This is a genomic window from Pseudomonas sp. X4 (assembly GCF_040784925.1).
Classification (GTDB): Bacteria; Pseudomonadota; Gammaproteobacteria; order Pseudomonadales; family Pseudomonadaceae; genus Aquipseudomonas; species Aquipseudomonas putida_Z.
This window is the reverse complement of the sequence record NZ_CP160798.1, coordinates 2,106,887-2,127,388: the sequence shown is the minus strand read 5'-3', so window position 1 is coordinate 2,127,388 and position 20,502 is coordinate 2,106,887. Positions and strand designations below refer to the sequence as shown.

General features: G+C 63.7%; 21 protein-coding genes. 15 read left to right on the top strand and 6 right to left on the bottom strand.

What is annotated here, in order from left to right; genetic code table 11:
* Nucleotides 1-121: 121 nt before the first annotated feature.
* Nucleotides 122-1,048 (top strand): alpha/beta hydrolase, encoded by a 927-nt coding sequence (locus ABX298_RS09310; RefSeq protein WP_084785297.1) that lies wholly within the window; start codon nucleotides 122-124, stop codon nucleotides 1,046-1,048.
* Here ABX298_RS09310 and ABX298_RS09305 read toward each other — a convergent pair whose 3' ends face one another.
* Nucleotides 1,049-1,801: a DUF2059 domain-containing protein gene (locus tag ABX298_RS09305; protein ID WP_003258544.1), complete on the bottom strand. Its 753-nt coding sequence runs from the start codon at nucleotides 1,799-1,801 to the stop codon at nucleotides 1,049-1,051.
* Nucleotides 1,802-1,914: 113 nt separating this feature from the next.
* Between ABX298_RS09305 and ABX298_RS09300 the strand changes: the two genes are divergently transcribed.
* Together ABX298_RS09300 and ABX298_RS09295 are read left to right on the top strand one after the other, a co-directional pair.
* Nucleotides 1,915-2,547 carry a 2OG-Fe(II) oxygenase gene (locus ABX298_RS09300; protein ID WP_317408939.1) on the top strand — a complete coding sequence of 211 codons (633 nt, stop codon included), beginning with the start codon at nucleotides 1,915-1,917 and terminating at the stop codon, nucleotides 2,545-2,547.
* On the top strand, nucleotides 2,534-3,037 hold the full coding sequence (locus ABX298_RS09295) for a DUF523 domain-containing protein (protein WP_286100731.1): 504 nt from the start codon (nucleotides 2,534-2,536) through the stop codon (nucleotides 3,035-3,037). Before ABX298_RS09300 ends, ABX298_RS09295 begins: the two co-directional genes overlap by 14 nt.
* A 122-nt stretch (nucleotides 3,038-3,159) precedes the next feature.
* Here the strand turns inward: ABX298_RS09295 and ABX298_RS09290 are convergent, their stop codons facing one another.
* Nucleotides 3,160-3,648 (bottom strand): ABC transporter substrate-binding protein, encoded by a 489-nt coding sequence (locus ABX298_RS09290; protein ID WP_085614574.1) that lies wholly within the window; start codon nucleotides 3,646-3,648, stop codon nucleotides 3,160-3,162.
* A 224-nt stretch (nucleotides 3,649-3,872) separates the two neighbouring features.
* Here ABX298_RS09290 and ABX298_RS09285 point away from each other — a divergent pair, with 224 nt between their 5' ends.
* Nucleotides 3,873-4,349, top strand: a complete 477-nt coding sequence (locus ABX298_RS09285) for a DUF4399 domain-containing protein (RefSeq protein WP_025341008.1) — start codon at nucleotides 3,873-3,875, stop codon at nucleotides 4,347-4,349.
* A 104-nt stretch (nucleotides 4,350-4,453) separates the two neighbouring features.
* On the opposite strand, the gene serA is transcribed toward ABX298_RS09285, so the two are convergent.
* Nucleotides 4,454-5,683 (bottom strand): phosphoglycerate dehydrogenase, encoded by a 1,230-nt coding sequence (gene serA, locus ABX298_RS09280; protein ID WP_085664325.1) that lies wholly within the window; start codon nucleotides 5,681-5,683, stop codon nucleotides 4,454-4,456.
* A 170-nt stretch (nucleotides 5,684-5,853) separates the two neighbouring features.
* Between serA and ABX298_RS09275 the strand changes: the two genes are divergently transcribed.
* The 4 genes from ABX298_RS09275 to ABX298_RS09260 all read left to right on the top strand — a co-directional run bounded on the left by ABX298_RS09275 (nucleotide 5,854) and on the right by ABX298_RS09260 (nucleotide 10,038).
* Entirely contained in the window at nucleotides 5,854-7,251 is a 1,398-nt protein-coding gene (locus tag ABX298_RS09275) for an FAD-binding oxidoreductase (protein ID WP_286100730.1), read from the top strand.
* Between the two features lie 25 nt (nucleotides 7,252-7,276).
* Nucleotides 7,277-7,942, top strand: a complete 666-nt coding sequence (locus ABX298_RS09270) for a fumarylacetoacetate hydrolase family protein (protein WP_019472496.1) — start codon at nucleotides 7,277-7,279, stop codon at nucleotides 7,940-7,942.
* 182 nt (nucleotides 7,943-8,124) lie between these two features.
* Nucleotides 8,125-9,045, top strand: a complete 921-nt coding sequence (locus ABX298_RS09265; protein WP_367394336.1) for an SdiA-regulated domain-containing protein — start codon at nucleotides 8,125-8,127, stop codon at nucleotides 9,043-9,045.
* Nucleotides 9,046-9,135: 90 nt separating this feature from the next.
* Nucleotides 9,136-10,038 (top strand): SdiA-regulated domain-containing protein, encoded by a 903-nt coding sequence (locus tag ABX298_RS09260; protein WP_085664327.1) that lies wholly within the window; start codon nucleotides 9,136-9,138, stop codon nucleotides 10,036-10,038.
* Between the two features lie 104 nt (nucleotides 10,039-10,142).
* Here the strand turns inward: ABX298_RS09260 and rpiA are convergent, their stop codons facing one another.
* Nucleotides 10,143-10,817: a ribose-5-phosphate isomerase RpiA gene (rpiA, locus tag ABX298_RS09255; RefSeq protein ID WP_013974672.1), complete on the bottom strand. Its 675-nt coding sequence runs from the start codon at nucleotides 10,815-10,817 to the stop codon at nucleotides 10,143-10,145.
* Nucleotides 10,818-10,951: 134 nt separating this feature from the next.
* Between rpiA and ilvA the strand changes: the two genes are divergently transcribed.
* Complete coding sequence (gene ilvA / locus ABX298_RS09250) at nucleotides 10,952-12,466, top strand: threonine ammonia-lyase, biosynthetic (protein WP_013974671.1); 1,515 nt, start codon at nucleotides 10,952-10,954, stop codon at nucleotides 12,464-12,466.
* Between the two features lie 148 nt (nucleotides 12,467-12,614).
* Nucleotides 12,615-13,040 carry a DUF2269 domain-containing protein gene (locus ABX298_RS09245; RefSeq protein WP_075046681.1) on the top strand — a complete coding sequence of 142 codons (426 nt, stop codon included), beginning with the start codon at nucleotides 12,615-12,617 and terminating at the stop codon, nucleotides 13,038-13,040.
* A gap of 129 nt (nucleotides 13,041-13,169) precedes the next feature.
* Here ABX298_RS09245 and ABX298_RS09240 read toward each other — a convergent pair whose 3' ends face one another.
* Nucleotides 13,170-13,826: an HAD family phosphatase gene (locus tag ABX298_RS09240; protein WP_075046680.1), complete on the bottom strand. Its 657-nt coding sequence runs from the start codon at nucleotides 13,824-13,826 to the stop codon at nucleotides 13,170-13,172.
* A 141-nt stretch (nucleotides 13,827-13,967) separates the two neighbouring features.
* On the opposite strand from ABX298_RS09240, the gene ABX298_RS09235 reads away from it, so the two are divergent.
* Nucleotides 13,968-14,447 carry an RNA pyrophosphohydrolase gene (locus ABX298_RS09235; RefSeq protein ID WP_003249017.1) on the top strand — a complete coding sequence of 160 codons (480 nt, stop codon included), beginning with the start codon at nucleotides 13,968-13,970 and terminating at the stop codon, nucleotides 14,445-14,447.
* A 22-nt stretch (nucleotides 14,448-14,469) separates the two neighbouring features.
* Nucleotides 14,470-16,749, top strand: a complete 2,280-nt coding sequence (gene ptsP, locus ABX298_RS09230; RefSeq protein ID WP_013974668.1) for a phosphoenolpyruvate--protein phosphotransferase — start codon at nucleotides 14,470-14,472, stop codon at nucleotides 16,747-16,749.
* 134 nt (nucleotides 16,750-16,883) lie between these two features.
* Here ptsP and ABX298_RS09225 read toward each other — a convergent pair whose 3' ends face one another.
* Nucleotides 16,884-17,630 carry an NRDE family protein gene (locus ABX298_RS09225; RefSeq protein WP_075046679.1) on the bottom strand — a complete coding sequence of 249 codons (747 nt, stop codon included), beginning with the start codon at nucleotides 17,628-17,630 and terminating at the stop codon, nucleotides 16,884-16,886.
* 129 nt (nucleotides 17,631-17,759) lie between these two features.
* Between ABX298_RS09225 and ABX298_RS09220 the strand changes: the two genes are divergently transcribed.
* Genes ABX298_RS09220 through ABX298_RS09210 form a run of 3 tightly spaced genes read left to right on the top strand, consistent with a single transcriptional unit; the run spans nucleotide 17,760 to nucleotide 20,388 of the window.
* The gene (locus ABX298_RS09220; protein WP_024087873.1) at nucleotides 17,760-18,542 is read left to right on the top strand and encodes a sulfite exporter TauE/SafE family protein; all 783 of its coding nucleotides are present in this window, start codon (nucleotides 17,760-17,762) and stop codon (nucleotides 18,540-18,542) included.
* 16 nt (nucleotides 18,543-18,558) lie between these two features.
* The gene (lgt, locus tag ABX298_RS09215) at nucleotides 18,559-19,365 is read left to right on the top strand and encodes a prolipoprotein diacylglyceryl transferase (protein WP_013974665.1); all 807 of its coding nucleotides are present in this window, start codon (nucleotides 18,559-18,561) and stop codon (nucleotides 19,363-19,365) included.
* Between the two features lie 51 nt (nucleotides 19,366-19,416).
* A complete protein-coding gene (locus ABX298_RS09210) occupies nucleotides 19,417-20,388 on the top strand; it encodes a thymidylate synthase (protein WP_075046678.1) in 972 nt (323 codons plus the stop codon).
* Nucleotides 20,389-20,502: the final 114 nt, after the last annotated feature.

The window sequence follows — 20,502 nt, the reverse complement described above, 5'->3', positions numbered from 1 at the left end:
CTGTGGGAGCTGGCTTGCCGGCGATAGGGCCGGTACAGGTGACACATAGTCCAAGCTTGCCACGACGCCAGCCAGAGCTGAATATCCCAGATCAATACTTGCTTCACTGTGGATGTACCCGATGCCCGCTGCCTTTCACCCCGACCTCCTGCGCACCAGCCTGGCGCCGTTGACCGCTCGCCAGCCGTTGTCGGCGCAGGCGCAGGACTACCAGCGCTTCTATGGCCTGAACCTGTCGGCCCGCAGCTGGCTGGGCGGCTTCCAGGCCGCAGGCTTCGAGCTGGTCGGGCAGGCCTGGCTACCCGAGCAGCCGAGCGCGACGCTGTTCCTGCTGCACGGCTATTACGACCATATGGGCCTCTACCGGCATGTGATCGATTGGGCGCTCAAACAGGGTTTCGCCGTGATCAGTTGCGACCTGCCCGGCCATGGCCTGTCCAGCGGCGAGCGGGCCAGCATCAGTGATTTCGCGGTTTACCAGCAAGTGCTGGAGGCTTTGTTCGAACAGGCGCGCACGCTGCAACTGCCGCGCCCCTGGCACCTGTGCGGGCAAAGCACCGGTGGCGCCATCGCCGTGGACCACCTGTTGTACCAAGGCGCGCGCAGCCCCATCGATGGCCAGGTCATCCTGTTGGCGCCGCTGGTGCGGCCCTGTGCCTGGCGCTGGTCGAAGCTGAGCTATCGCGTGTTGCGTCACTTCGTGAATGGCATCGAGCGGCGCTTCAGCGAGAACACCAATGACCCGACCTTCCTGCCGTTCCTCGAAGCCGACCCGCTGCAACCGCGCCGCCTGCCTACAGCCTGGGTGGGTGCCTTGATTGCCTGGGTCAAACGCATCGAGGCCGCGCCGCGCAGCACGCGGCGGCCGTTGATCGTGCAAGGAGAAGCGGATGGCACAGTGGATTGGCCCTACAACCTCGAAGTGCTCAAGGCCAAGTTCGCCGAACCGCAGATTCTGATGCTGCCCGAGGCCCGTCACCACCTGGCCAACGAGCTGCCGGGCATTCGCCAGCGCTACTTCGACTTCATCGATCAGCGCCTGGGCTGATCACTTCAGGTCGCTGCTGCTCTGGCCAACCGCCAGGCCTGCGCGAACGGCGGCCAGGGCGGCCTGGTAGTAAGCCTTGCCGTCTGGCGACTCGGCAAAGGTGGCGAACTCTTCCAGCTCGGCATCGGACAGGTCGCGATAGACATACAGCAGGGTGTTGTTGAGGTCTTCGCCGATCTGGCCCATCAGGCGCTGGCGCTGGCCGTCGAGCAGGTTCTGGGCCTGGCCGCCGCCGAACAGGCCGGGGATCATCGAGCTGAGGCTGTCGGCCGCCACGCCGGCGATGGCCAGGCTCACTTCGGCGCCGGCTTCGCGCGCCGGCAGGGCCTGGGCCAGGTGGCCGATTATCAGCAGGCGGTCATCGCTGGCCTGGATCTTCGGCAAGCCCTTGGCATTCCTGGCCAGTTCGTCCTTGCGTGTGGCCTTGAGCTCCGCAGCCACCACCTTGCGCCCCAGCGGCGACCGGAAGAAGGCCAGCGCTGGTGCCGGGTTGGCCAGGGTTGCGCGCAGCTGCGCCTGGGCGCGACGGTCCACCGCCTGGGCCTGGAAGCGCTGGTTGCTGTTGTTTACCAGCGCCTGGTACACGGCGGGTGGCAAACTGTTGCGGTAGCGTTCCTGGGCGGCGGTCAGGGCATCATTGAAATGGGCGCGCTGGTCGGGCCAGCCGGCGGCCTTGTACAGTTGATCCAGGTTGTCTGCCCAGACAGGCACGGTGCAGATCATCAGCAGAATCAGGGAAAACAGACGGCGCATTCAGGACTCCTGTCGGCAGGTGGCTATTGTCCGTGGCCGGGCGCCGGTTTGTCGAGATATCCGCGTGCTTCTCGGCCAAGTGGCGCTGTGCGCCGGCATGGCTAATGGATATGATGCGCGCCATGCACATCTCCCCTGAACACCCGATGCTTGCGGCCGTCGTCGACGATCTGGTCACCCATGGCTGGTCCCAGCAGGCGCTTTTTCTGCCTGCCGACCTGGTGCGCGCGCTCGCGGCCGAGTGCCGGCGCCGTGATGCCGAAGGCGAACTCAACCCTGCAGGGGTTGGGCGCGGTGCTGCCCAGGAGGTGCGCGAGGCCATTCGCGGCGACCAGATCCAATGGATCGACCCTGGCCAGGCCGAGGCCTGCGACCAGTACCTGAGCGCCATGGACCAGCTGCGCCAGGCCATCAACCAGGGCTTGTACCTCGGCCTGGAAGACTTCGAGTGCCATTTTGCCTTGTACCCGCCAGGGGCGTTCTATCGCCGCCACCTGGACCGCTTCCGCGATGATGACCGGCGCATGGTGTCGGCAGTCCTGTACCTGAATGAAGGCTGGCAGCCGCAGGACGGTGGCCAGTTGCGCATGTTCCTGGCGGACGGTGTCGAGCATGATGTCGAGCCGGTGGCGGGCTGCCTGGTGGTGTTCCTGTCGGGCGAGGTGCCCCATGAGGTGCTGCCGGCAGGGCGTGAGCGGCTTTCGTTGACCGGCTGGTTCCGGCGCCGTGGCAATGACCCGTTCTGACCTGCCCAAGGTGCTGGTCAGCGCCTGCCTGCTGGGGCAACCGGTGCGCTATGACGGCCGCGCCAGTGGCCACCCCGACCTGTTGCAGCGCTGGCAGGCCGAAGGGCGCGTGGTGCCGTTGTGCCCGGAAGTGGCGGGTGGCTTGCCGACCCCACGGCCGCCTGCAGAGATACCGGGCGGGCAGGGCGGGGAGGTGCTCGACGGTGGCGCGCAGGTGCTGACGGTGACGGGCGAGGATGTCAGCGCCGAGTTCCTGGCCGGGGCGCAGCGGGCGCTGGAGCTGGTGCACCGGTATGGCATTCGTGTGGCCGTGCTGAAGGCTGGAAGCCCTTCGTGTGGCAACCGGTTGACCTATGACGGCACGTTCAGTGGTGTGAAGGTGGCCGGGGAAGGGGTGACCACGGCATTGCTGCGGCGGGCGGGGGTAATGGTGTTCAGCGAGCTGGAGCTGGACGAGGCACAGCAGGCTCTGGCCGGGCTTTCAGCTTAAGCCTGTACCGGCCCTTTCGCGGGTGAACCCGCTCCCACAGGGACATCACAAGCCTTGAGGGCTGTGGAGAACTTGTGGGAGCGGGTTCACCCGCGAAGAGGCCGGTACAGGCAGCAAAAATCCTATTGCCCGGCCGCAGTCTCAGGCACACCCTTGAACCACTTCTGCTCAAGCTCGGCAGTCCGCCCGCTGTCCTTGAGCCGCTGCAGTGCATTGTTAACCGCGCTCTCGAACGCCGGGTTGTCCTTCTGGAACGGGATCACCAGCTGCTTCTCGCCAAACGGCAGGCTCACATCGAGCTGGCCGTCACCTTTGGGCGATTCGCTCGACGGGGTCAGTGCGATGTCGTACTTGCCACTCTCGACACCGGGCAGTACCTCTGCCGCAGGGGCTTCGATGAACTCGGCGCGCAGGTCCAGTTCCTTGGCCAGGTCCTGGCCAAACTCGATCTCGAAACCGGTCAGGTGGTCATTTTCCTTGAATGCGTACGGCGAGTTGTCGGCCTGTACGGCAATGCGCAGTTCGCCCCGGTCGGCAATTTCGTCTATCAGCTCGGCCTGAGCCAATGGCGTGATCAGTACCGCCAGCATTACTCCTATGATCGAACGCATTAAAGCCCCTTTTCTCTTTGGCAGATGAATAACCTTCGCCACGGCTTTCTTCCTCGCCGTGGTCGAGCGCAGCCTATGACCTTGAAGCCTCGGCATTGTTTAACCCGGATTGAAATATTTCTGCCTGACGATGTGAACATCTGGGCAAACATATCAACTAAGGTGAACCACCGCCGCCACTGGAATACTGGCGGCGGTCAATAAGTGAATCACAGGAGAAGTGAATGAACAGCCTATTTTCGCGTGCTGCCGTTGCTGGTCTGTTGATGGGAGCGTCAATGTTCGCCAGTGCCGCAGATGCCCTGAAGAGCCAGGAGCCGCCCAAGGATGCCAAGGTCTTCATCGTTTCCCCCGCCGATGGCGCCACGGTCGACAAGACCTTCACCGTCAAGTTCGGCATCGAGGGCATGGCGCTCAAGCCTGCGGGCGACAGCACCCCGCACACCGGGCACCACCACCTGCTGGTGGATGTGGATAAAGAGCCGGTGGCCGACATGGCGCTGCCATCCAGCCTGATGCCACAGGCCGGCACCGCGCTGCCGGATGGCCCGCAAGTGCTGCACTTCGGCAAGGCGCAGACCGAGACCAGCATTACCCTCACCCCGGGCAAGCACACCCTGCAGCTGGTGCTGGGTGACCAGTATCACGTGCCGTTCAAGCCGAGCGTCGTGTCGCAGAAGATTACTGTCGACGTGAAATAGGTGTCGGGTTCTTCGCGGGCTCGCCCGCGAAGCAGGCGACACCAATGTCACAGGCAAAAAAAGGGAGGCCACCAGGGCCTCCCTTTTTCATGCCGCCAGCGAACTTAGAACAGGACGCGGGAACGGATGGTGCCCTTGACCTGTTGCAGCTTCTCTTGCGCCAGGTCGGAGTACTCGGCGTCAACGTCGATCACCACGTAACCGACTTTCTCGTTGGTCTGCAGGAACTGACCGGAGATGTTGATGCCGTTCTCGGCGAAGACCTTGTTGATCTCGCTGAGCACGCCAGGGATGTTTTCGTGGATGTGCAGCAGGCGGTGCTTGCCTGGGTGCGCCGGCAGGGCAACTTCCGGGAAGTTGACCGAGGATACCGAGGTACCGTTGTCGCTGTACTTGACCAGTTTCTCGGCCACTTCCAGGCCGATGTTGGCCTGGGCTTCGGCAGTGGAACCACCGATGTGCGGGGTCAGGATCACGTTGTCCAGGCCACGCAGCGGGCTTTCGAACTGCTCGTCGTTGGAGCGCGGCTCCACCGGGAACACGTCGATGGCGGCGCCGATCAGGTGCTGGTCCTTGATGGCGGCGGCCAGGTGGTCGAGCTCGACCACGGTGCCGCGTGCGGCGTTGATCAGGATCGCGCCCTTCTTCATCGCGCGGATTTCCTTCTCGCCGATCATCCACTGGGTGGACGGCAGCTCAGGCACGTGCAGCGAAACGATGTCGGCCAGGCCCAGCAGCTCGTTCAGGCTGGTGACCTGCACGGCGTTGCCCAGTGGCAGCTTGGTCAGCGGGTCGTAGAAATACACCTGCATGCCCATGTTCTCGGCCAGGACCGACAGCTGGGTGCCGATCGAGCCGTAACCGACGATACCCAGCTTCTTGCCGCGGATTTCGAAGGAGTTGGCCGCGCTCTTGATCCAGCCGCCACGGTGGCAGGAAGCGTTCTTCTCGGGGATGCCGCGCAGCAGCAGGATGGCTTCGGCCAGTACCAGTTCGGCTACCGAACGGGTGTTGGAGTATGGCGCGTTGAACACGGCGATACCGCGCTCGCGGGCAGCTTCCAGGTCGACCTGGTTGGTGCCGATGCAGAAGCAGCCAACGGCGACCAGTTTCTTGGCGCAGTCGAAGATCTCTTCGGTCAGCTGGGTGCGCGAACGGATGCCGATGAAGTGGGCGTCGGCGATCTTTTCCTTCAGCTCGGCTTCCGGCAGCGAACCAGTGAGGTATTCGATGTTGGTGTAGCCGGCGGCCTTGAGGGTATCGACCGCGTTCTGGTGCACACCTTCAAGAAGAAGGAACCGGATCTTGCTCTTGTCGAGAGAAGTCTTGCTCATCTGCGTAAACCTGTATCCCGGAGAAAAAATGGCGAGGGTGATGCCAGGCGCAAAGGCAGCCTTAGCATGAACAGCGGGAGGGCTATGCTAGCATACGCGACACAATCTGAGCTTATCCCGACAGGTGAAGAGTGCTCAGGGTGACTATGAATAAGTCGAGAGTTCCAGCGATGACCCACCCCGCTGCTATTGATGAACTGATGACCCTTGTCGACCCTGGCAAGGTCCTGACCGACGCAGCTTCCCTGGAAGCCTATGGCAAGGACTGGACCAAGCATTACCCACCGGCGCCCAGCGCCATCGTCTTCCCCAAGACGGTGGAGCAGGTGCAGGCGATCGTGCGCTGGGCCAATACGCACAAGGTGGCGCTGGTGCCGTCGGGCGGGCGTACCGGGCTTTCCGCAGGCGCCGTGGCGGCCAATGGCGAAGTGGTGGTCGCCTTCGACTACATGAACCAGATTCTCGGCTTCAATGCCTTCGACCGCACCGTGGTCTGCCAGCCTGGGGTGATTACCCGCCAGCTGCAGGCCTACGCCGAAGAACAGGGCCTGTATTACCCGGTGGACTTCGCCTCCAGCGGCTCCAGCCAGATTGGCGGCAATATCGGCACCAATGCCGGCGGAATCAAGGTGATTCGCTACGGCATGACCCGCAACTGGGTGGCCGGGCTGAAAGTGGTCACCGGCAAGGGTGAGCTGCTGGAGCTGAACAAGGACCTGATCAAGAACGCCACCGGCTACGACCTGCGCCAGCTGTTCATCGGTGCCGAAGGTACCCTGGGCTTCGTGGTCGAGGCCACCATGCGTCTGGACCGTGCGCCGCGCAACCTCACCGCGATGGTGCTGGGGACCCCGGATTTCGACTCGATCATGCCGGTGCTGCATGCCTTCCAGGGCAAGCTGGACCTGACCGCCTTCGAGTTCTTTTCCGACAAGGGCCTGGCCAGGATCCTGGCGCGTGGCGATGTGCCGGCGCCGTTCGAGACCGACTGCCCGTTCTATGCGCTGCTGGAATTCGAGGCCAGCACCGAGGAGGTGGCCAACGAAGCCCTGGCCACCTTCGAGCACTGCGTCGAGCAAGGCTGGGTGCTGGACGGGGTGATGAGCCAGAGCGAGACCCAGCTGAAAAACCTGTGGAAACTGCGCGAGTACCTGTCGGAAACCATCTCGCACTGGACCCCGTACAAGAACGACATTTCCGTCACTGTGTCGAAAGTGCCAGCGTTCCTGCGCGATATCGACGCCATCGTGGCCGAACATTACCCGGATTACGAAGTGGTGTGGTACGGCCACATCGGCGACGGCAACCTGCACCTGAACATCCTCAAGCCCGAGCACATGAGCAAGGATGACTTCTTCGCTTCGTGCACCAAGGTCAACAAGTGGGTGTTCGATATCGTCAAGCGCTACAACGGCTCGATCTCGGCCGAGCACGGCGTGGGCATGACCAAGCGAGACTACCTGGGCTACAGCCGCTCGCCCGAAGAAATCGCCTGCATGAAGGCAATAAAGGCCGTGTTCGACCCTAACGGCATCATGAATCCGGGTAAGATCTTCGCACCTGAATAGAAAGCAGTATCCAGAGGAGTCGGCCATGAGTTACCAGCACCAGTACGTAGACGGCACACGCATTCACTTCCCGCTGGGCAAGGTGGTGTGCATCGGCCGTAACTATGCCGAGCATGCCAAGGAGCTGGACAACCCGATCCCCACCGAACCGCTGCTGTTCATCAAGCCGGGCAGCTGCGTGGTGCCGGCCGAGGGCGGCTTCAAGATTCCGGTCGAGCGTGGCTCGGTGCACTATGAGGCGGAAATTGCCGTGCTGCTGGGCAAGCCGCTGTCGACTCATCCGAGCGAGGAAGAGGTGCTGGACGCCATTTCCGGTTACGCCCCGGCGCTGGACCTCACCCTGCGCGATGTGCAGGCCAAGCTGAAAGAGAAGGGCCTGCCATGGGAGTTGGCCAAGTGCTTCGACGGCGCCTGCGTACTGCCGCCGTTCGTGTCAGCCGCCAGCTTCGAGGATGTGACCGACATCCCGGTGCGCCTGACCGTCAACGGCGAAGTTCGCCAGGACGGTAACAGCGCGATGATGCTCAACCCGATCGTGCCGATGATTCAGTACATGGCGGCACATTTTTCGCTGCAGGCGGGGGATGTGATTCTCACCGGCACCCCGGCGGGTGTGGGGCCGTTCAATGTCGGTGATGAGCTGGTGCTTGAGCTGCCGGGTGTGAGCCGCTTCGAAAGCCGGGTGCTCTGACTCGAGACCGCGTCGCCTTCTTCGCGGGCACGCCCGCTCCCACAGGAGTATCACAAGCTTCAAACCTGTGGAGAACCCTGTGGGAGCGGGCATGCCCGCGAAGAGGCCGGCCCTGTTTACCGATTTTTCACACCTGATCCGGATAATGCGCGAACCTACGCCCATTTCCCCAGGACCCCTGCATGCCATCTCCCTCCAGCGCCCCGGCAACCCCCAAGCGTCGTTTCTTCCTGCGCTGGCCCTTCGGCCTGGCCGCGGCGGCGGTAATCGGCTATGGCGTGGCCGTGGCCATGCATTGGGATGACCGCGGCGCGCTGTGGGTCAAGGAAGGCTTCGAAAGCACCGCCGAGCGCAGCGAAAGCGTATGGCTGCCGGACTACCAGGTCGACATCGATGCCAAGCCGCTGCCAGGCATGGACGACGATGAAGCTTCGGATGTGGCCTTCAACCCGCGTACCCGAACCCTGTTCGCAGTCATGGGCAAGAACCCGATCCTGGTCGAACTGAGCCTGGATGGCGATGTACTGCGCAAGATCCCCCTCAACGGCTGGAACAACCCGGAAGGCGTCGCCGTGTTGGAAGACGGCTTCCTGGCAATCACCGATGAGCGCCTGCACGACCTGACCGTGGTCAAGGTGGATGCGCAGACCACTTCGTTGAACCATGATGATTTCCAGAGCCACGACCTGGGCCAGTCGGTGAAGAGCAACAAGGGCTTCGAGGCGGTGGCCTGGGACCCGCTGCGCCAGCGCCTGGTCATCGGCGAGGAGCGCCCGCCAAGGCTGTACACCTGGAACACCGATGGCCGCAGCCCGCTCACGGGCGAAAAGCAGCCGTTGCCCAACGATGAACTGGACCTGCGCAACCTCTCGGCGCTGGGCGTCGACCCGCGTACCGGCCACCTGCTGGCGCTGTCGGCCGATTCCAACATGCTGCTGGAGCTGGACGAGCAGGGTCAGCAGGTCAGCTTCATGACCTTGCTCGGCGGTTTCAACGGCCTGCAGGACACCATTCCGCGTGCCGAGGGGGTGGCCATGGACGACAAGGGCAACCTGTACATGGTCAGCGAGCCGGCCCTGTTCTATCGCTTCAGAAAGAACTGAGCCCAACATCCGACTTTTCGGATGCTGGCATTAAGCTTTACTTCAGTTGTTCATGGTTAGATTCGCCACCCCTATGTCGAGTCTGCCCTCATGCGCCGTTTTGTTCGCCTGTTCCTTGTCCTGGCCGCCATCGGCCTGCTCCTGCTCGGCCTGGCCGGGCAGGAGTTCCGCCTGTTCGAGCGTGGCTGGTTCAACCTCAAGGCCTGGTGGCAGCCCGCCGAGCAGAGCATCGGCCTGGACCGCTACCGGGTGGTGGTGGAGGCGCAGCCGGTCGAAGGGCTGGATGACGACATATCGGCGCTGACCTACGACCCCGACCGCAAGACCCTGTTTACCGTCACCAATGCCCGCTCGGAGCTGATCGAGCTGTCGCTGGACGGCCGCATCCTGCGCCGGGTGCCGCTGACCGGCTTCGGCGACCCGGAAGCCGTGGAGTACGTCGGGCCCAACAGCTATGTGATCACCGACGAGCGTCAGCAGCGGCTGATTCGCGTGCGCCTGGAGGACGACACGATGTTCCTCGATGCCGGCGATGCCGAGCAGCTGACCCTGGGCATTGGCCTGAACGGCAACAAGGGTTTCGAGGGGCTGGCTTACGATTCGGCGGGCAAGCGCCTGTTCGTGGCCAAGGAGCGTGACCCGATGCTGATCTACGAGGTGCATGGCTTCCCGCACGACAACCCTGAGCAGCCCTATGCGGTGCATGTGGTGCAGGACCGCAAGCGCGATTCGCGGCTGTTCGTGCGGGACCTGTCGAGCTTGCAGTTCGATGAGCGCAGCGGGCACCTGCTGGCGCTGTCGGACGAGTCGCGGCTGGTGCTGGAGCTGGATGTGGAGGGCCGGCCGCTGAGTACCTTGTCGTTGCGCAAGGGGTTCCAGGGGTTGCAGGCGACGGTGCCGCAGGCGGAGGGGATTGCGATGGATGAGGCAGGGACCATCTATCTGGTCAGTGAGCCGAACTTGTTCTATGTGTTCAAACAGCCAGCGGAGTGAGTGCCTGTGAGGGCCTATTCGCGGGCATGCCCGCTCCCACAGGTACGCCACAGGTTTCGGACCCTGTGCAGTACCTGTGGGAGCGGGCGCGCCCGCGAAGAAGGTTACTCGGCCTTGAGGCTCTTCACGCCCTCAGACGTACCCAGCAGCAGCAAATCCGCCGGACGCGCCGCGAACAGGCCGTTGGTCACCACGCCAACGATGGCGTTGATCTGTGCTTCCAGCTCCACCGGGTTGGTGATCTGCAGGTTGTGCACATCGAGGATCACGTTGCCGTTGTCGGTAACCACGCCCTCACGGTACACCGGGTCACCACCCAGCTTGACCAGTTGGCGCGCCACATGGCTGCGGGCCATCGGGATCACTTCGACCGGCAGCGGGAAGGCGCCCAGCACCGGTACCAGCTTGCTGGCGTCGGCGATGCAGATGAAGGTCTTGGCCACGGCGGCGACGATCTTCTCGCGGGTCAGGGCTGCGCCGCCGCCCTTGATCAGGTTCAGGTGCGCGTCGCTCTCGTCGGCGCCGTCCACGTAGAACTCCAGTTCGCTGACGCTGTTCAGCTCGTAGACCGGGATGCCATGGCCCTTCAGACGCTGGGCAGTGGCTTCGGAGCTGGCGACCGCGCCGTCGAAGGCGGTCTTGTGCTGAGCCAGGGCGTCGATGAAGAAGTTGGCGGTCGAACCGGTGCCGACGCCGACGACGCTCTTTTCATCCAGCTTGGGCAGAATGAAGTCGACAGCGGCCTGGGCGACGGCCTGTTTGAGTTGGTCCTGGGTCATGCGGGCTCCGAGAGGGGCAGGGCGGTTTTGAAAAGAGCCTAGTATAACGGCTCGGGCGGCTTTGCTGTGGTCGCCCGACGTAGCGCTGGGGTAGACTCCCAGCCCTTGTCCCGCGGCCCAGTGATGCATTCCCGATGCTCGAACAGTACGTCAAGAAGATCCTCACCTCGCGCGTCTACGACGTTGCGGTCGAAACCCCGCTGCAGAGCGCCGGGCAGCTGAGCAAGCGCCTGGGCAACCAGATTCTGCTCAAGCGCGAAGACCTGCAGCCGGTGTTCTCGTTCAAGATCCGCGGGGCCTACAACAAGCTGGCCCAACTGACCCCGGAAGAACTGGCCCGTGGCGTGGTCACCGCCTCGGCCGGCAACCACGCCCAGGGCCTGGCCCTGGCTGCGCGCGAGATGGGCATCAAGGCCACTATCGTGATGCCCAAGACAACCCCGGAAATCAAGGTCGAAGGCGTGCGTTCGCGGGGCGGCAAGGTGGTGCTGCATGGCGACTCGTTCCCCGAGGCGCTGGCCTATTCGCTGAAACTGGTCGATGAAAAGGGCTTCGTCTACGTGCACCCCTACGACGACCCGCACACCATCGCCGGCCAGGGCACCGTGGCAATGGAGATACTGCGCCAGCACCCAGGCCAGCTGGACGCGATCTTCGTGCCGGTGGGTGGCGGTGGCCTGATCGCCGGCATTGCTGCCTACGTGAAGTACCTGCGCCCGGAAATCAAGGTGATTGGCGTCGAGCCGGACGACTCCAACTGCCTGCAGGCGGCCATGGCGGCCGGCGAGCGCGTGGTGCTGCCGCAGGTCGGGCTGTTCGCCGACGGCGTGGCGGTGGCTCAGATCGGCCAGCACACCTTCGATATCTGCCGCCATCATGTGGATGAAGTGGTCACCGTCAGTACCGACGAGATCTGCGCGGCTATCAAGGATATCTACGATGATACCCGCTCGATCACCGAACCTGCCGGTGCCCTGGGCGTGGCGGGCATCAAGAAGTACGTCGAGTTGTACGGCGTGACCGGGCAGACCCTGGTGGCCATCGACTCCGGTGCCAACGTCAACTTCGACCGCCTGCGCCATGTGGCCGAGCGTGCCGAGCTGGGTGAAAAGCGCGAAGCGATCATCGCCGTGACCATCCCTGAGCGCCCGGGCAGCTTCAAGGCCTTCTGCGAGGCTATCGGCAAGCGCCAGATCACCGAGTTCAACTACCGCAAGCACACCTCCGACGAGGCGCATATCTTCGTCGGCGTGCAGACCCACCCGGAAAACGACCCGCGTGCGGCGCTGGTGCAGCAACTGACCGAGCAGGGCTTCCCGGTTACCGACCTGACCGACAACGAGCTGGCCAAGCTGCATATTCGCCACATGGTCGGTGGCCATTCGGCCGGTGCCAGTGACGAGATGGTGCTGCGCTTCGAGTTCCCCGAGCGGCCGGGGGCGCTGTTCAACTTCCTCAACAAGCTGGGCGGGCGCTGGAACATCTCGATGTTCCATTACCGCAACCATGGTGCCGCTGACGGGCGCGTGGTGGCGGGGTTGCAGGTGCCGGAGGACGAGCGCCACCTGGTGCCGGCGGCGCTGGCGAAGATCGGCTACCCGTACTGGGACGAGACTGACAACCCGGCTTACAAGCTGTTCCTGGGCTGAGCGGCTAAGCTGGGGCTGATGGCCCTTTCGCGGGCTTGCCCGCTCCCACAGGTACTGCGCAGGCTTCAGGGCCTGTGATATCCCTGTGGGAGCGGGCAAGCCCGCGAAGAAGCCTGCACAAAATGGCCTGCTTAAGGACGACCGAGACATGGAACACCTGACCACCCTCAAGACCCTGCACATCATCGCCACCGCGCTCCTACTGCTGGGTGCTCTGGGCCTGGCGCTCTGGACCGTGCGCGCCCGCCGCCAGGGCGATGCCGAGGCCTACGCCAAGCTGCTGCGTCGGCCGCTGGTGTTCGTCTGGCTGGTGATGGGCCTGTGCCTGGTGAGCATGCCGTTTACTGGCTGGTGGCTGGTGCACCTGGTGGGCTGGCCGCTGGGGCAGACCTGGGTGCTGGCGTCCAGCATCATCTATACGCTGGGCGCGTTTGCCGTGTGGTGGCTGCTGGTGCGGCTGAACCGGCTGCGCAAGGCCGAGGTGGTGGGGTTGCGCTTTACCCTGGCACTGGCGGTGTTCAGTGGGGTTTGCTTCCTGTCCATCGCCGGGTTGATGGGGGCCAAGCCGGTCTGACAGGCTTGTGCTGTATGTGCCGGCCTCTTCGCGGGTAAACCCGCTCCTACAGGATCTGAGCAAGGCTTGAGGGCTGTGCAGTACCTGTGGGAGCGGGTTTACCCGCGAAGAGGCCGGCACAGTAAAACCTCAATCCCGCAGCGAAACCACAGGCCACCCACGCATCTCGGCCTCCGCCCGCAGCTTCGGGTCGGGGTCTACCGCCACCGCATGCGCCACCCGCTGCAACAGCGGCAAATCGTTCATCGAGTCGCTATAGAAATAGCTGTCCTCGAGATCGAAGCCGTTCTCCAGCATCCAGCGCTCCAGCCGCGTCACCTTGCCTTCACGGAAACACGGTATATCGGTACTACGCCCGGTATAGCGGCCATCACGCATCTCGCATTCGGTCGCCAGCAACACGCGAACTCCCAGGCGCCGGGCAATCGGTGCGGTGACGAAGCGGTTGGTGGCGGTGATGATCACCAGCTGGTCGCCGGCCTCGCGGTGCTGCTGCAGCAAGCTCAGCGCCTTAGGCAGGATGATCGGCTCGATGCAGTCGCGCATGAAGTCGCGGTGCCATTCGTCGAGCTGGGCTACCGGTGTTGCCGCAAGGATTTCCATGGAAAAGGCCAGGTAGGCCTGCAGGTCCAGGGTGCCGTTCAGGTATTCCTGATAGAAGCCATCGTTGCGTTGCTTGTAGGTAACCGGGTCGAGGATGCCGCGCTGGCAGAGGTAGTCACCCCAGGCATGGTCGCTGTCGCCACCGAGGAGGGTATTGTCCAGGTCGAATAAAGCCAGGCGCATCGCGGTCACTCGCATAAGCCACAGGGTAGGCCCGCAGAATACGGAGTTTTCACGCTGCTGCACATAAGCTTGGCGGGCGCGTTGCTGCGCTCGCAAGCTTTGTGGAACAATGCGGTGACATGCGTTTGCGAGGTTGCTGCCGTGATCGACCCGGATGGTTTTCGCCCCAATGTCGGGATCATTCTCACGAATGATGCCGGGCAGGTGCTATGGGCTCGACGGATCAACCAGGATGCCTGGCAGTTTCCCCAGGGTGGCATCAACCCTGACGAGACGCCGGAAGATGCCCTGTACCGCGAGCTGAACGAAGAAGTTGGCCTTGAACGCGATGATGTGGAAATTCTTGCCTGCACCCGTGGCTGGTTGCGTTATCGTTTACCCCAGCGACTGGTGCGTACGCATAGCCAGCCGCTGTGCATCGGCCAGAAGCAGAAATGGTTCCTGCTGCGTCTGGTCAGCAACGAACAACGGGTGCGGATGGACCTGACCGGCAAGCCGGAATTCGACGGCTGGCGCTGGGTCAGCTATTGGTACCCGCTGGGCCAGGTTGTGACATTCAAGCGCGAGGTCTACCGACGCGCCCTGAAAGAGCTAGCACCGCGTCTGCTGACGCGCGACTGACGACGGAGTTCGACCCCGAGCCATGCTCAATACGCTGCGCAAGATCGTCCAGGAAGTAAACTCCGCCAAAGATCTCAAGTCGGCGTTGGGGATCATTGTCTTGCGTGTCAAGGAGGCCATGGGCAGCCAGGTCTGCTCGGTCTACCTGCTCGACCCGGAAACCAACCGCTTCGTGCTGATGGCCACCGAAGGCCTGAACAAGCGCTCCATCGGCAAGGTCAGCATGGCCCCCAACGAAGGCCTGGTCGGCCTGGTCGGTACCCGGGAAGAGCCGCTGAACCTGGAAAACGCTGCCGACCACCCGCGTTACCGCTACTTTGCCGAAACCGGCGAGGAAAAATTCGCCTCCTTCCTCGGTGCGCCGATCATCCACCACCGCCGCGTGGTCGGGGTATTGGTCATCCAGCAAAAGGAGCGCCGCCAGTTCGACGAGGGCGAAGAAGCCTTCCTGGTCACCATGAGCGCCCAGCTCGCAGGGGTTATCGCCCACGCCGAGGCCACCGGCTCGATCCGTGGCCTGGGCCGCCAGGGCAAAGGTATCCAGGAAGCGCGCTTCGTCGGTGTACCGGGCTCGCCTGGCGCCGCCGTGGGGCGCGCAGTGGTGATGCTGCCGCCAGCCGATCTGGAAGTGGTACCGGACAAGACCGTCGATGACATCGACGCCGAGCTGAAGCTGTTCCAGAACGCCCTCGAAGGTGTGCGCGACGATATGCGCAAGCTGTCGGCCAAGCTGGCCACCCAGCTGCGCCCGGAGGAGCGTGCACTGTTCGATGTGTACCTGATGATGCTCGAAGACGCGGCCCTGGGCGGTGAGGTGACCGAGGTCATCAAGACCGGCCAGTGGGCCCAGGGCGCACTGCGCCAGGTGGTGGGCGAGCACGTCAACCGCTTCGAGCTGATGGACGATGACTACCTGCGCGAGCGCGCCTCCGACGTCAAGGACCTGGGCCGGCGCCTGCTGGCCTACCTGCAGGAAGCCCGTGCGCAGTCGCTGGTGTATGCCGACAACACCATTCTGGTCAGTGAAGAGCTGACCCCGGCGATGCTCGGCGAAGTGCCGGAAGGCAAGCTGGTCGGCCTGGTCTCGGTACTGGGCTCGGGCAACTCCCACGTCGCCATCCTGGCTCGCGCCATGGGCATCCCCACGGTGATGGGCCTGGTCGACTTGCCTTATTCCAAGGTCGACGGCATCGAGATGATCGTCGACGGCTACAAGGGCGAGGTGTTCACCAACCCCAGCGAAGTGCTGCGCAAGCAGTACAGCGACGTGGTCGAGGAGGAGCGCCAGCTGGCCCAGGGCCTGGATGCCCTGCGCGAACTGCCGTGTGTTACCCCGGACGGCCACCGCATGCCGCTGTGGGTAAACACCGGCCTGCTCGCCGACGTGGCCCGTGCCCAGCAGCGTGGCGCCGAAGGGGTGGGGCTGTACCGCACCGAAGTGCCGTTCATGATCAATCAGCGCTTCCCCAGCGAGAAAGAGCAGTTGGCCATCTACCGCGAGCAGCTGGCGGCCTTCCACCCGCTGCCGGTGACCATGCGTACTCTCGACATCGGTGGCGACAAGTCGCTGTCGTACTTCCCGATCAAGGAAGAAAACCCGTTCCTCGGCTGGCGCGGCATTCGCGTCACCCTCGACCACCCGGAAATCTTCCTGGTGCAGACCCGCGCCATGCTCAAGGCCAGCGAGGGGCTGAACAACCTGCGTATCCTGCTGCCGATGATTTCCGGCATCCATGAGCTGGAAGAGGCGCTGCACCTGATCCACCGCGCCTGGGGCGAGGTGCGTGACGAAGGCACCGATGTGCCGATGCCACCGGTTGGCGTGATGGTGGAAATTCCTGCGGCGGTGTACCAGACCAAGGAGCTGGCGCGGCAGGTGGACTTCCTGTCGGTCGGTTCCAACGACCTGACCCAGTATCTGCTGGCGGTGGACCGCAACAACCCGCGGGTCGCCGACCTGTACGACTACCTGCACCCGGCGGTGTTGCAGGCACTGAACACGGTGGTGCGCGACGCCCATGGCGAAGGCAAGCCGGTGAGTATCTGCGGTGAGATGGCCGGTGACCCGGCAGCGGCGATTCTGTTGATGGCCATGGGCTTCGACAGCCTGTCGATGAACGCCACCAACCTGCCGAAGGTGAAGTGGATGCTGCGTCAGGTGAATATGAGCAAGGCCAAGGAGCTGCTGGTGGAGGCCTTGAGCCATGACAACCCGCAGGTTATCCACAGCTCGCTGCAACTGGCCCTGAAAAACCTTGGGTTGGCGCGGATGATCGGGCCTGGGGCCAATAAAACCCTCTGAATATGAGGTGGCCTGTTCCGGCCTCTTCGCGGGTAAACCCGCTCCCACAGGTACAGCGCAGCCTTCAGATGCGGCGCAGTACCTGTGGGAGCGGGTTTACCCGCGAAGAGGCCGGAGCAAGCAACATCAAATTATCAGACCAGCAACTCAACTTCCCCCAAATGCCCACCAAAGGGCCCGAAACTGCGTTCAACCAGTCGCCTTTTCCCCTGATCATCCACAATCAGCACCGTGCTCGCCCGCGTCCCGTAGTTCTGGCTGGCAATGAATACGCTCGACAGCAGCTTCTCGGTCGCCAACCCCACGCCCGTCTCCGGCAACTCGCCCTCCGGCGCCGGTTCGGCATCGGCCAGCAACGCCAGCAAGCGCTGTGGCTCTGGCGTCTCCAGTAGCCCTTCCAGCCCACTGCGCGCCTTCACCAGCTTCGGCCAAGGCGTATCCAGCCCGGCATTGGAAAGCCCGTAAACCCCGGCCTTCAGCAAGCGCGGCGCTGCGTCCCGGGCATGCAGATAGCCCAGCTGTCGCCCATCGCCCACCAGCAGGTTGAACCCTGAATATTGCCTGCTGCGGCTGGCCACCTGGTCCAGATAGGCCTCGACCCCCAACTCCCCCTGCAGATACGCCGCCACCAGCTCGCCCCGCGAGCGCGGCCCCAAAGCCTGCGCCGGGTCGCGAATATTGGTCAGCGCCGCGAACCGCCCCTGCGGGCCGACGCCCAGCCAGGTGCCGCCGGCCTCCAGGTCGCGCCCGGCATATACCCCGGGTGCATCCTCCCAGGCCGCCAGGGCCTGGGTGGGGCGGGCATAGAACTCATCGCGGTTGGCCGCCACGATCAGCGGCAGGGCATGCCCCGGCCGCCAGGCGAATACGATCAGGCACATCGGTCGGGCCTCTGGGTTTTTTGCCACTGTACCCACAGCGGCGGGGAGGATCCATCCTGACACACTGTTCACTAGAGCCCCGAGCCCGGCTTCCGTTACCATGCCGCATTGTTTTCTCGGGGAAGACGAATGGAATTCGTGCTCTATCTGCTGTTGGGCGCCTGCGCCGGTGTGCTGGCCGGGCTGTTCGGCGTGGGCGGCGGTATCATCATCGTGCCGGTGCTGGTGTTCAGCTTCACCTTGCAAGGTTTCGATGCCTCGGTGCTGACCCACCTGGCTGTCGGTACGTCGCTGGCAACCATCGTCTTCACCTCGATCAACGCCGTGCTCGAGCACCATCGCAAGGGCGCTGTGCAATGGCCGATCTTCGCCTGGATGACCCTCGGCATCCTCCTCGGGGCCGGTGTCGGCGCCAAGACCGCCTCGCTGATCCAGGGGCCACTGCTGCAAAAGATCATCGGTGTGTTCGCCCTGGTCATCGCCGCGCAGATGGCCCTGGACCTCAAGCCCAAGGCCAGTCGTGGCATCCCCGGCAAGCCCGCGCTGATCGGTGCAGGTGGGGTGATCGGCTGGGCTTCGGCCATTTTCGGCATCGGCGGCGGTTCGCTGACCGTGCCGTTCCTGACCTGGCGCAGCCTGCCCATGCAGCAGGCAGTGGCCACGTCTTCGGCCTGTGGCCTGCCGATTGCCTTGGCCAGTGCCCTGAGTTTCATGCTGCTGGGTTGGCACGAGGAGCATCTGCCGGCCCACAGCCTGGGTTACGTGTACCTGCCGGCGCTGCTCGGCATTGCCGTGACCAGCATGTTTTTCGCCCGCTTCGGCGCGCGCCTGGCGCACAAGCTGTCGCCACGTTTGTTGAAACGCCTGTTCGCAGCCCTGCTGTTCTGTGTCGGCCTCAGCTTTTTGATTTGAATCGAGAGGAAGTTCCATGCTGCCTTACCCGCAGATAGACCCCGTGGCCGTGGCCATCGGGCCGCTGAAAATCCATTGGTACGGCCTGATGTACCTGGTCGGCATCGGCGGTGCCTGGCTGCTTGCCTCGCGCCGGCTGAACCGCTTCGACCCCACCTGGACGCGCGAAAAGCTCTCCGACCTGGTGTTCTGGCTGTCGATGGGTGTGATCGTCGGTGGTCGCCTGGGCTACGTGCTGTTCTACGACCTGCACGCCTACCTGGCCAATCCGACGCTGATCTTCGAGGTGTGGAAGGGTGGCATGTCGTTCCACGGCGGTTTCATCGGCGTGATGCTGGCGGCCTTGTGGTTCGGCAAGCGCAACAACAAGTCGTTCTTCGAGCTGATGGACTTCGTCGCGCCGCTGGTGCCGATCGGCCTGGGGGCCGGGCGCATCGGCAACTTCATCAACGCCGAGCTGTGGGGCAAGGCCACCGACGTGCCATGGGCGATGGTCTTCCCGCCGTTCAGCGACCCGGCGCAGCTGCCGCGTCACCCATCGCAGCTGTACCAGTTCGCACTCGAAGGTGTAGCGCTGTTCCTGATTCTCTGGGCGTTCTCGCGCAAGCCGCGGCCGACCATGGCGGTGTCCGGCATGTTCGCGCTGTTCTACGGCATCTTCCGCTTCATCGTCGAATTCGTCCGCGTACCGGATGCCCAGCTTGGCTACCTGGCCTGGGGCTGGCTGACCATGGGTCAGATTCTGTGCGTGCCGATGATCCTGGCTGGCCTTGGCCTGATCTGGTGGGCTTATAATCGCAAGCCTACGGCGAAACCCGCCTGATTAATCCCACGGCAGGGGCGATCCCCCTGCCGTTTTTGCTACAGGTAAGCCATGAAACAGTATCTGGACCTGGTCCGCGACGTCATCGACAACGGCACGCTGCAGGGCAACCGCACCGGCATCCGCACCATCAGCCTGCCGGGCGCCATGCTGCGTTTCGACTTGCAGAAGGGCTTCCCGGCCATTACCACGCGCAAACTGGCGTTCAAGTCGGCGATCGGCGAAATGGTCGGTTTCCTGCGTGGCGTGAAGAACGCCGGTGAATTCCGCGAACTGGGCTGCAAGGTCTGGGACCAGAACGCCAACGAGAACGCCCAGTGGCTGGCCAACCCGTTTCGTCAGGGCCATGACGACCTTGGCGAGATCTACGGCGTGCAATGGCGCCAGTGGCCGGGCTACAAGCGCATCCCGCTGAGCAACCCGGCGGCCATCGAAATGGCCGAGAGGGCGGGCTTCCGCCGCATCGCCCAGGACGAGGAGGACGGCGTCGCGTTCGTCATCCTGTACAAGGCCATCGACCAGGTGCGCCAGTGCCTGGACACCATCGCCAACGACCCGGGCAGCCGCCGTATCCTGTTCCACGGCTGGAACTGTGCGCAGCTGGACGAAATGGCCCTGCCGCCGTGCCACCTGCTGTACCAGTTCCACCCGAATGTGGAGACCAGGGAGATTTCCCTGACCCTCTACATCCGTTCCAACGACCTGGGCCTGGGCACGCCGTTCAACCTCACCGAAGGCGCGGCGCTGCTGTCGCTGTTCGGCCGCCTGACCGGCTACACCCCGCGCTGGTTCACCTACTTCATCGGCGATGCCCATGTGTATGAGAACCACCTGGACATGCTCAACGAGCAGCTCAAGCGTGAGCCGCTGGAAGCGCCGAAGCTGGTGATCAGCGACCGCGTGCCGGCGTTTGCCGAGACTGGCAAGTACGAGCCGGAGTGGCTGGAGAAGATCGAGCCGAGCGATTTCTGGCTGGAAGGGTATGAGCACCATGCGCCGATGACGGCGCCGATGGCGGTGTGATCTTTTAGATTGCCGGGGCTGCTCTGCAGCCCTTTCGCCGGCAAGCCAGCTCCCACAGGACGGCGCTGCCAGTTGGGGCTATGCAAAACCTGTGGGAGCCGGCTTGCCGGCGAT

What these genes read in the sequence shown, in the direction of transcription:
- ABX298_RS09260 (WP_085664327.1), top strand. Translation starts at nt 9,136, where the DNA reads ATGCGCCGTTTTGTTCGCCTGTTCCTTGTCCTGGCCGCCATCGGCCTG.
- ABX298_RS09285 (WP_025341008.1), top strand. Translation starts at nt 3,873, where the DNA reads ATGAACAGCCTATTTTCGCGTGCTGCCGTTGCTGGTCTGTTGATGGGA.
- ABX298_RS09270 (WP_019472496.1), top strand. Translation starts at nt 7,277, where the DNA reads ATGAGTTACCAGCACCAGTACGTAGACGGCACACGCATTCACTTCCCG.
- ABX298_RS09245 (WP_075046681.1), top strand. Translation starts at nt 12,615, where the DNA reads ATGGAACACCTGACCACCCTCAAGACCCTGCACATCATCGCCACCGCG.
- ilvA (WP_013974671.1), top strand. Translation starts at nt 10,952, where the DNA reads ATGCTCGAACAGTACGTCAAGAAGATCCTCACCTCGCGCGTCTACGAC.
- lgt (WP_013974665.1), top strand. Translation starts at nt 18,559, where the DNA reads ATGCTGCCTTACCCGCAGATAGACCCCGTGGCCGTGGCCATCGGGCCG.
- ABX298_RS09300 (WP_317408939.1), top strand. Translation starts at nt 1,915, where the DNA reads ATGCGCGCCATGCACATCTCCCCTGAACACCCGATGCTTGCGGCCGTC.
- ABX298_RS09220 (WP_024087873.1), top strand. Translation starts at nt 17,760, where the DNA reads ATGGAATTCGTGCTCTATCTGCTGTTGGGCGCCTGCGCCGGTGTGCTG.
- ABX298_RS09305 (WP_003258544.1), bottom strand. Translation starts at nt 1,801, where the DNA reads ATGCGCCGTCTGTTTTCCCTGATTCTGCTGATGATCTGCACCGTGCCT.
- rpiA (WP_013974672.1), bottom strand. Translation starts at nt 10,817, where the DNA reads ATGACCCAGGACCAACTCAAACAGGCCGTCGCCCAGGCCGCTGTCGAC.
- ABX298_RS09225 (WP_075046679.1), bottom strand. Translation starts at nt 17,630, where the DNA reads ATGTGCCTGATCGTATTCGCCTGGCGGCCGGGGCATGCCCTGCCGCTG.
- ptsP (WP_013974668.1), top strand. Translation starts at nt 14,470, where the DNA reads ATGCTCAATACGCTGCGCAAGATCGTCCAGGAAGTAAACTCCGCCAAA.
- serA (WP_085664325.1), bottom strand. Translation starts at nt 5,683, where the DNA reads ATGAGCAAGACTTCTCTCGACAAGAGCAAGATCCGGTTCCTTCTTCTT.
- ABX298_RS09275 (WP_286100730.1), top strand. Translation starts at nt 5,854, where the DNA reads ATGACCCACCCCGCTGCTATTGATGAACTGATGACCCTTGTCGACCCT.
- ABX298_RS09290 (WP_085614574.1), bottom strand. Translation starts at nt 3,648, where the DNA reads ATGCGTTCGATCATAGGAGTAATGCTGGCGGTACTGATCACGCCATTG.
- ABX298_RS09210 (WP_075046678.1), top strand. Translation starts at nt 19,417, where the DNA reads ATGAAACAGTATCTGGACCTGGTCCGCGACGTCATCGACAACGGCACG.
- ABX298_RS09310 (WP_084785297.1), top strand. Translation starts at nt 122, where the DNA reads ATGCCCGCTGCCTTTCACCCCGACCTCCTGCGCACCAGCCTGGCGCCG.
- ABX298_RS09240 (WP_075046680.1), bottom strand. Translation starts at nt 13,826, where the DNA reads ATGCGCCTGGCTTTATTCGACCTGGACAATACCCTCCTCGGTGGCGAC.
- ABX298_RS09265 (WP_367394336.1), top strand. Translation starts at nt 8,125, where the DNA reads ATGCCATCTCCCTCCAGCGCCCCGGCAACCCCCAAGCGTCGTTTCTTC.
- ABX298_RS09295 (WP_286100731.1), top strand. Translation starts at nt 2,534, where the DNA reads ATGACCCGTTCTGACCTGCCCAAGGTGCTGGTCAGCGCCTGCCTGCTG.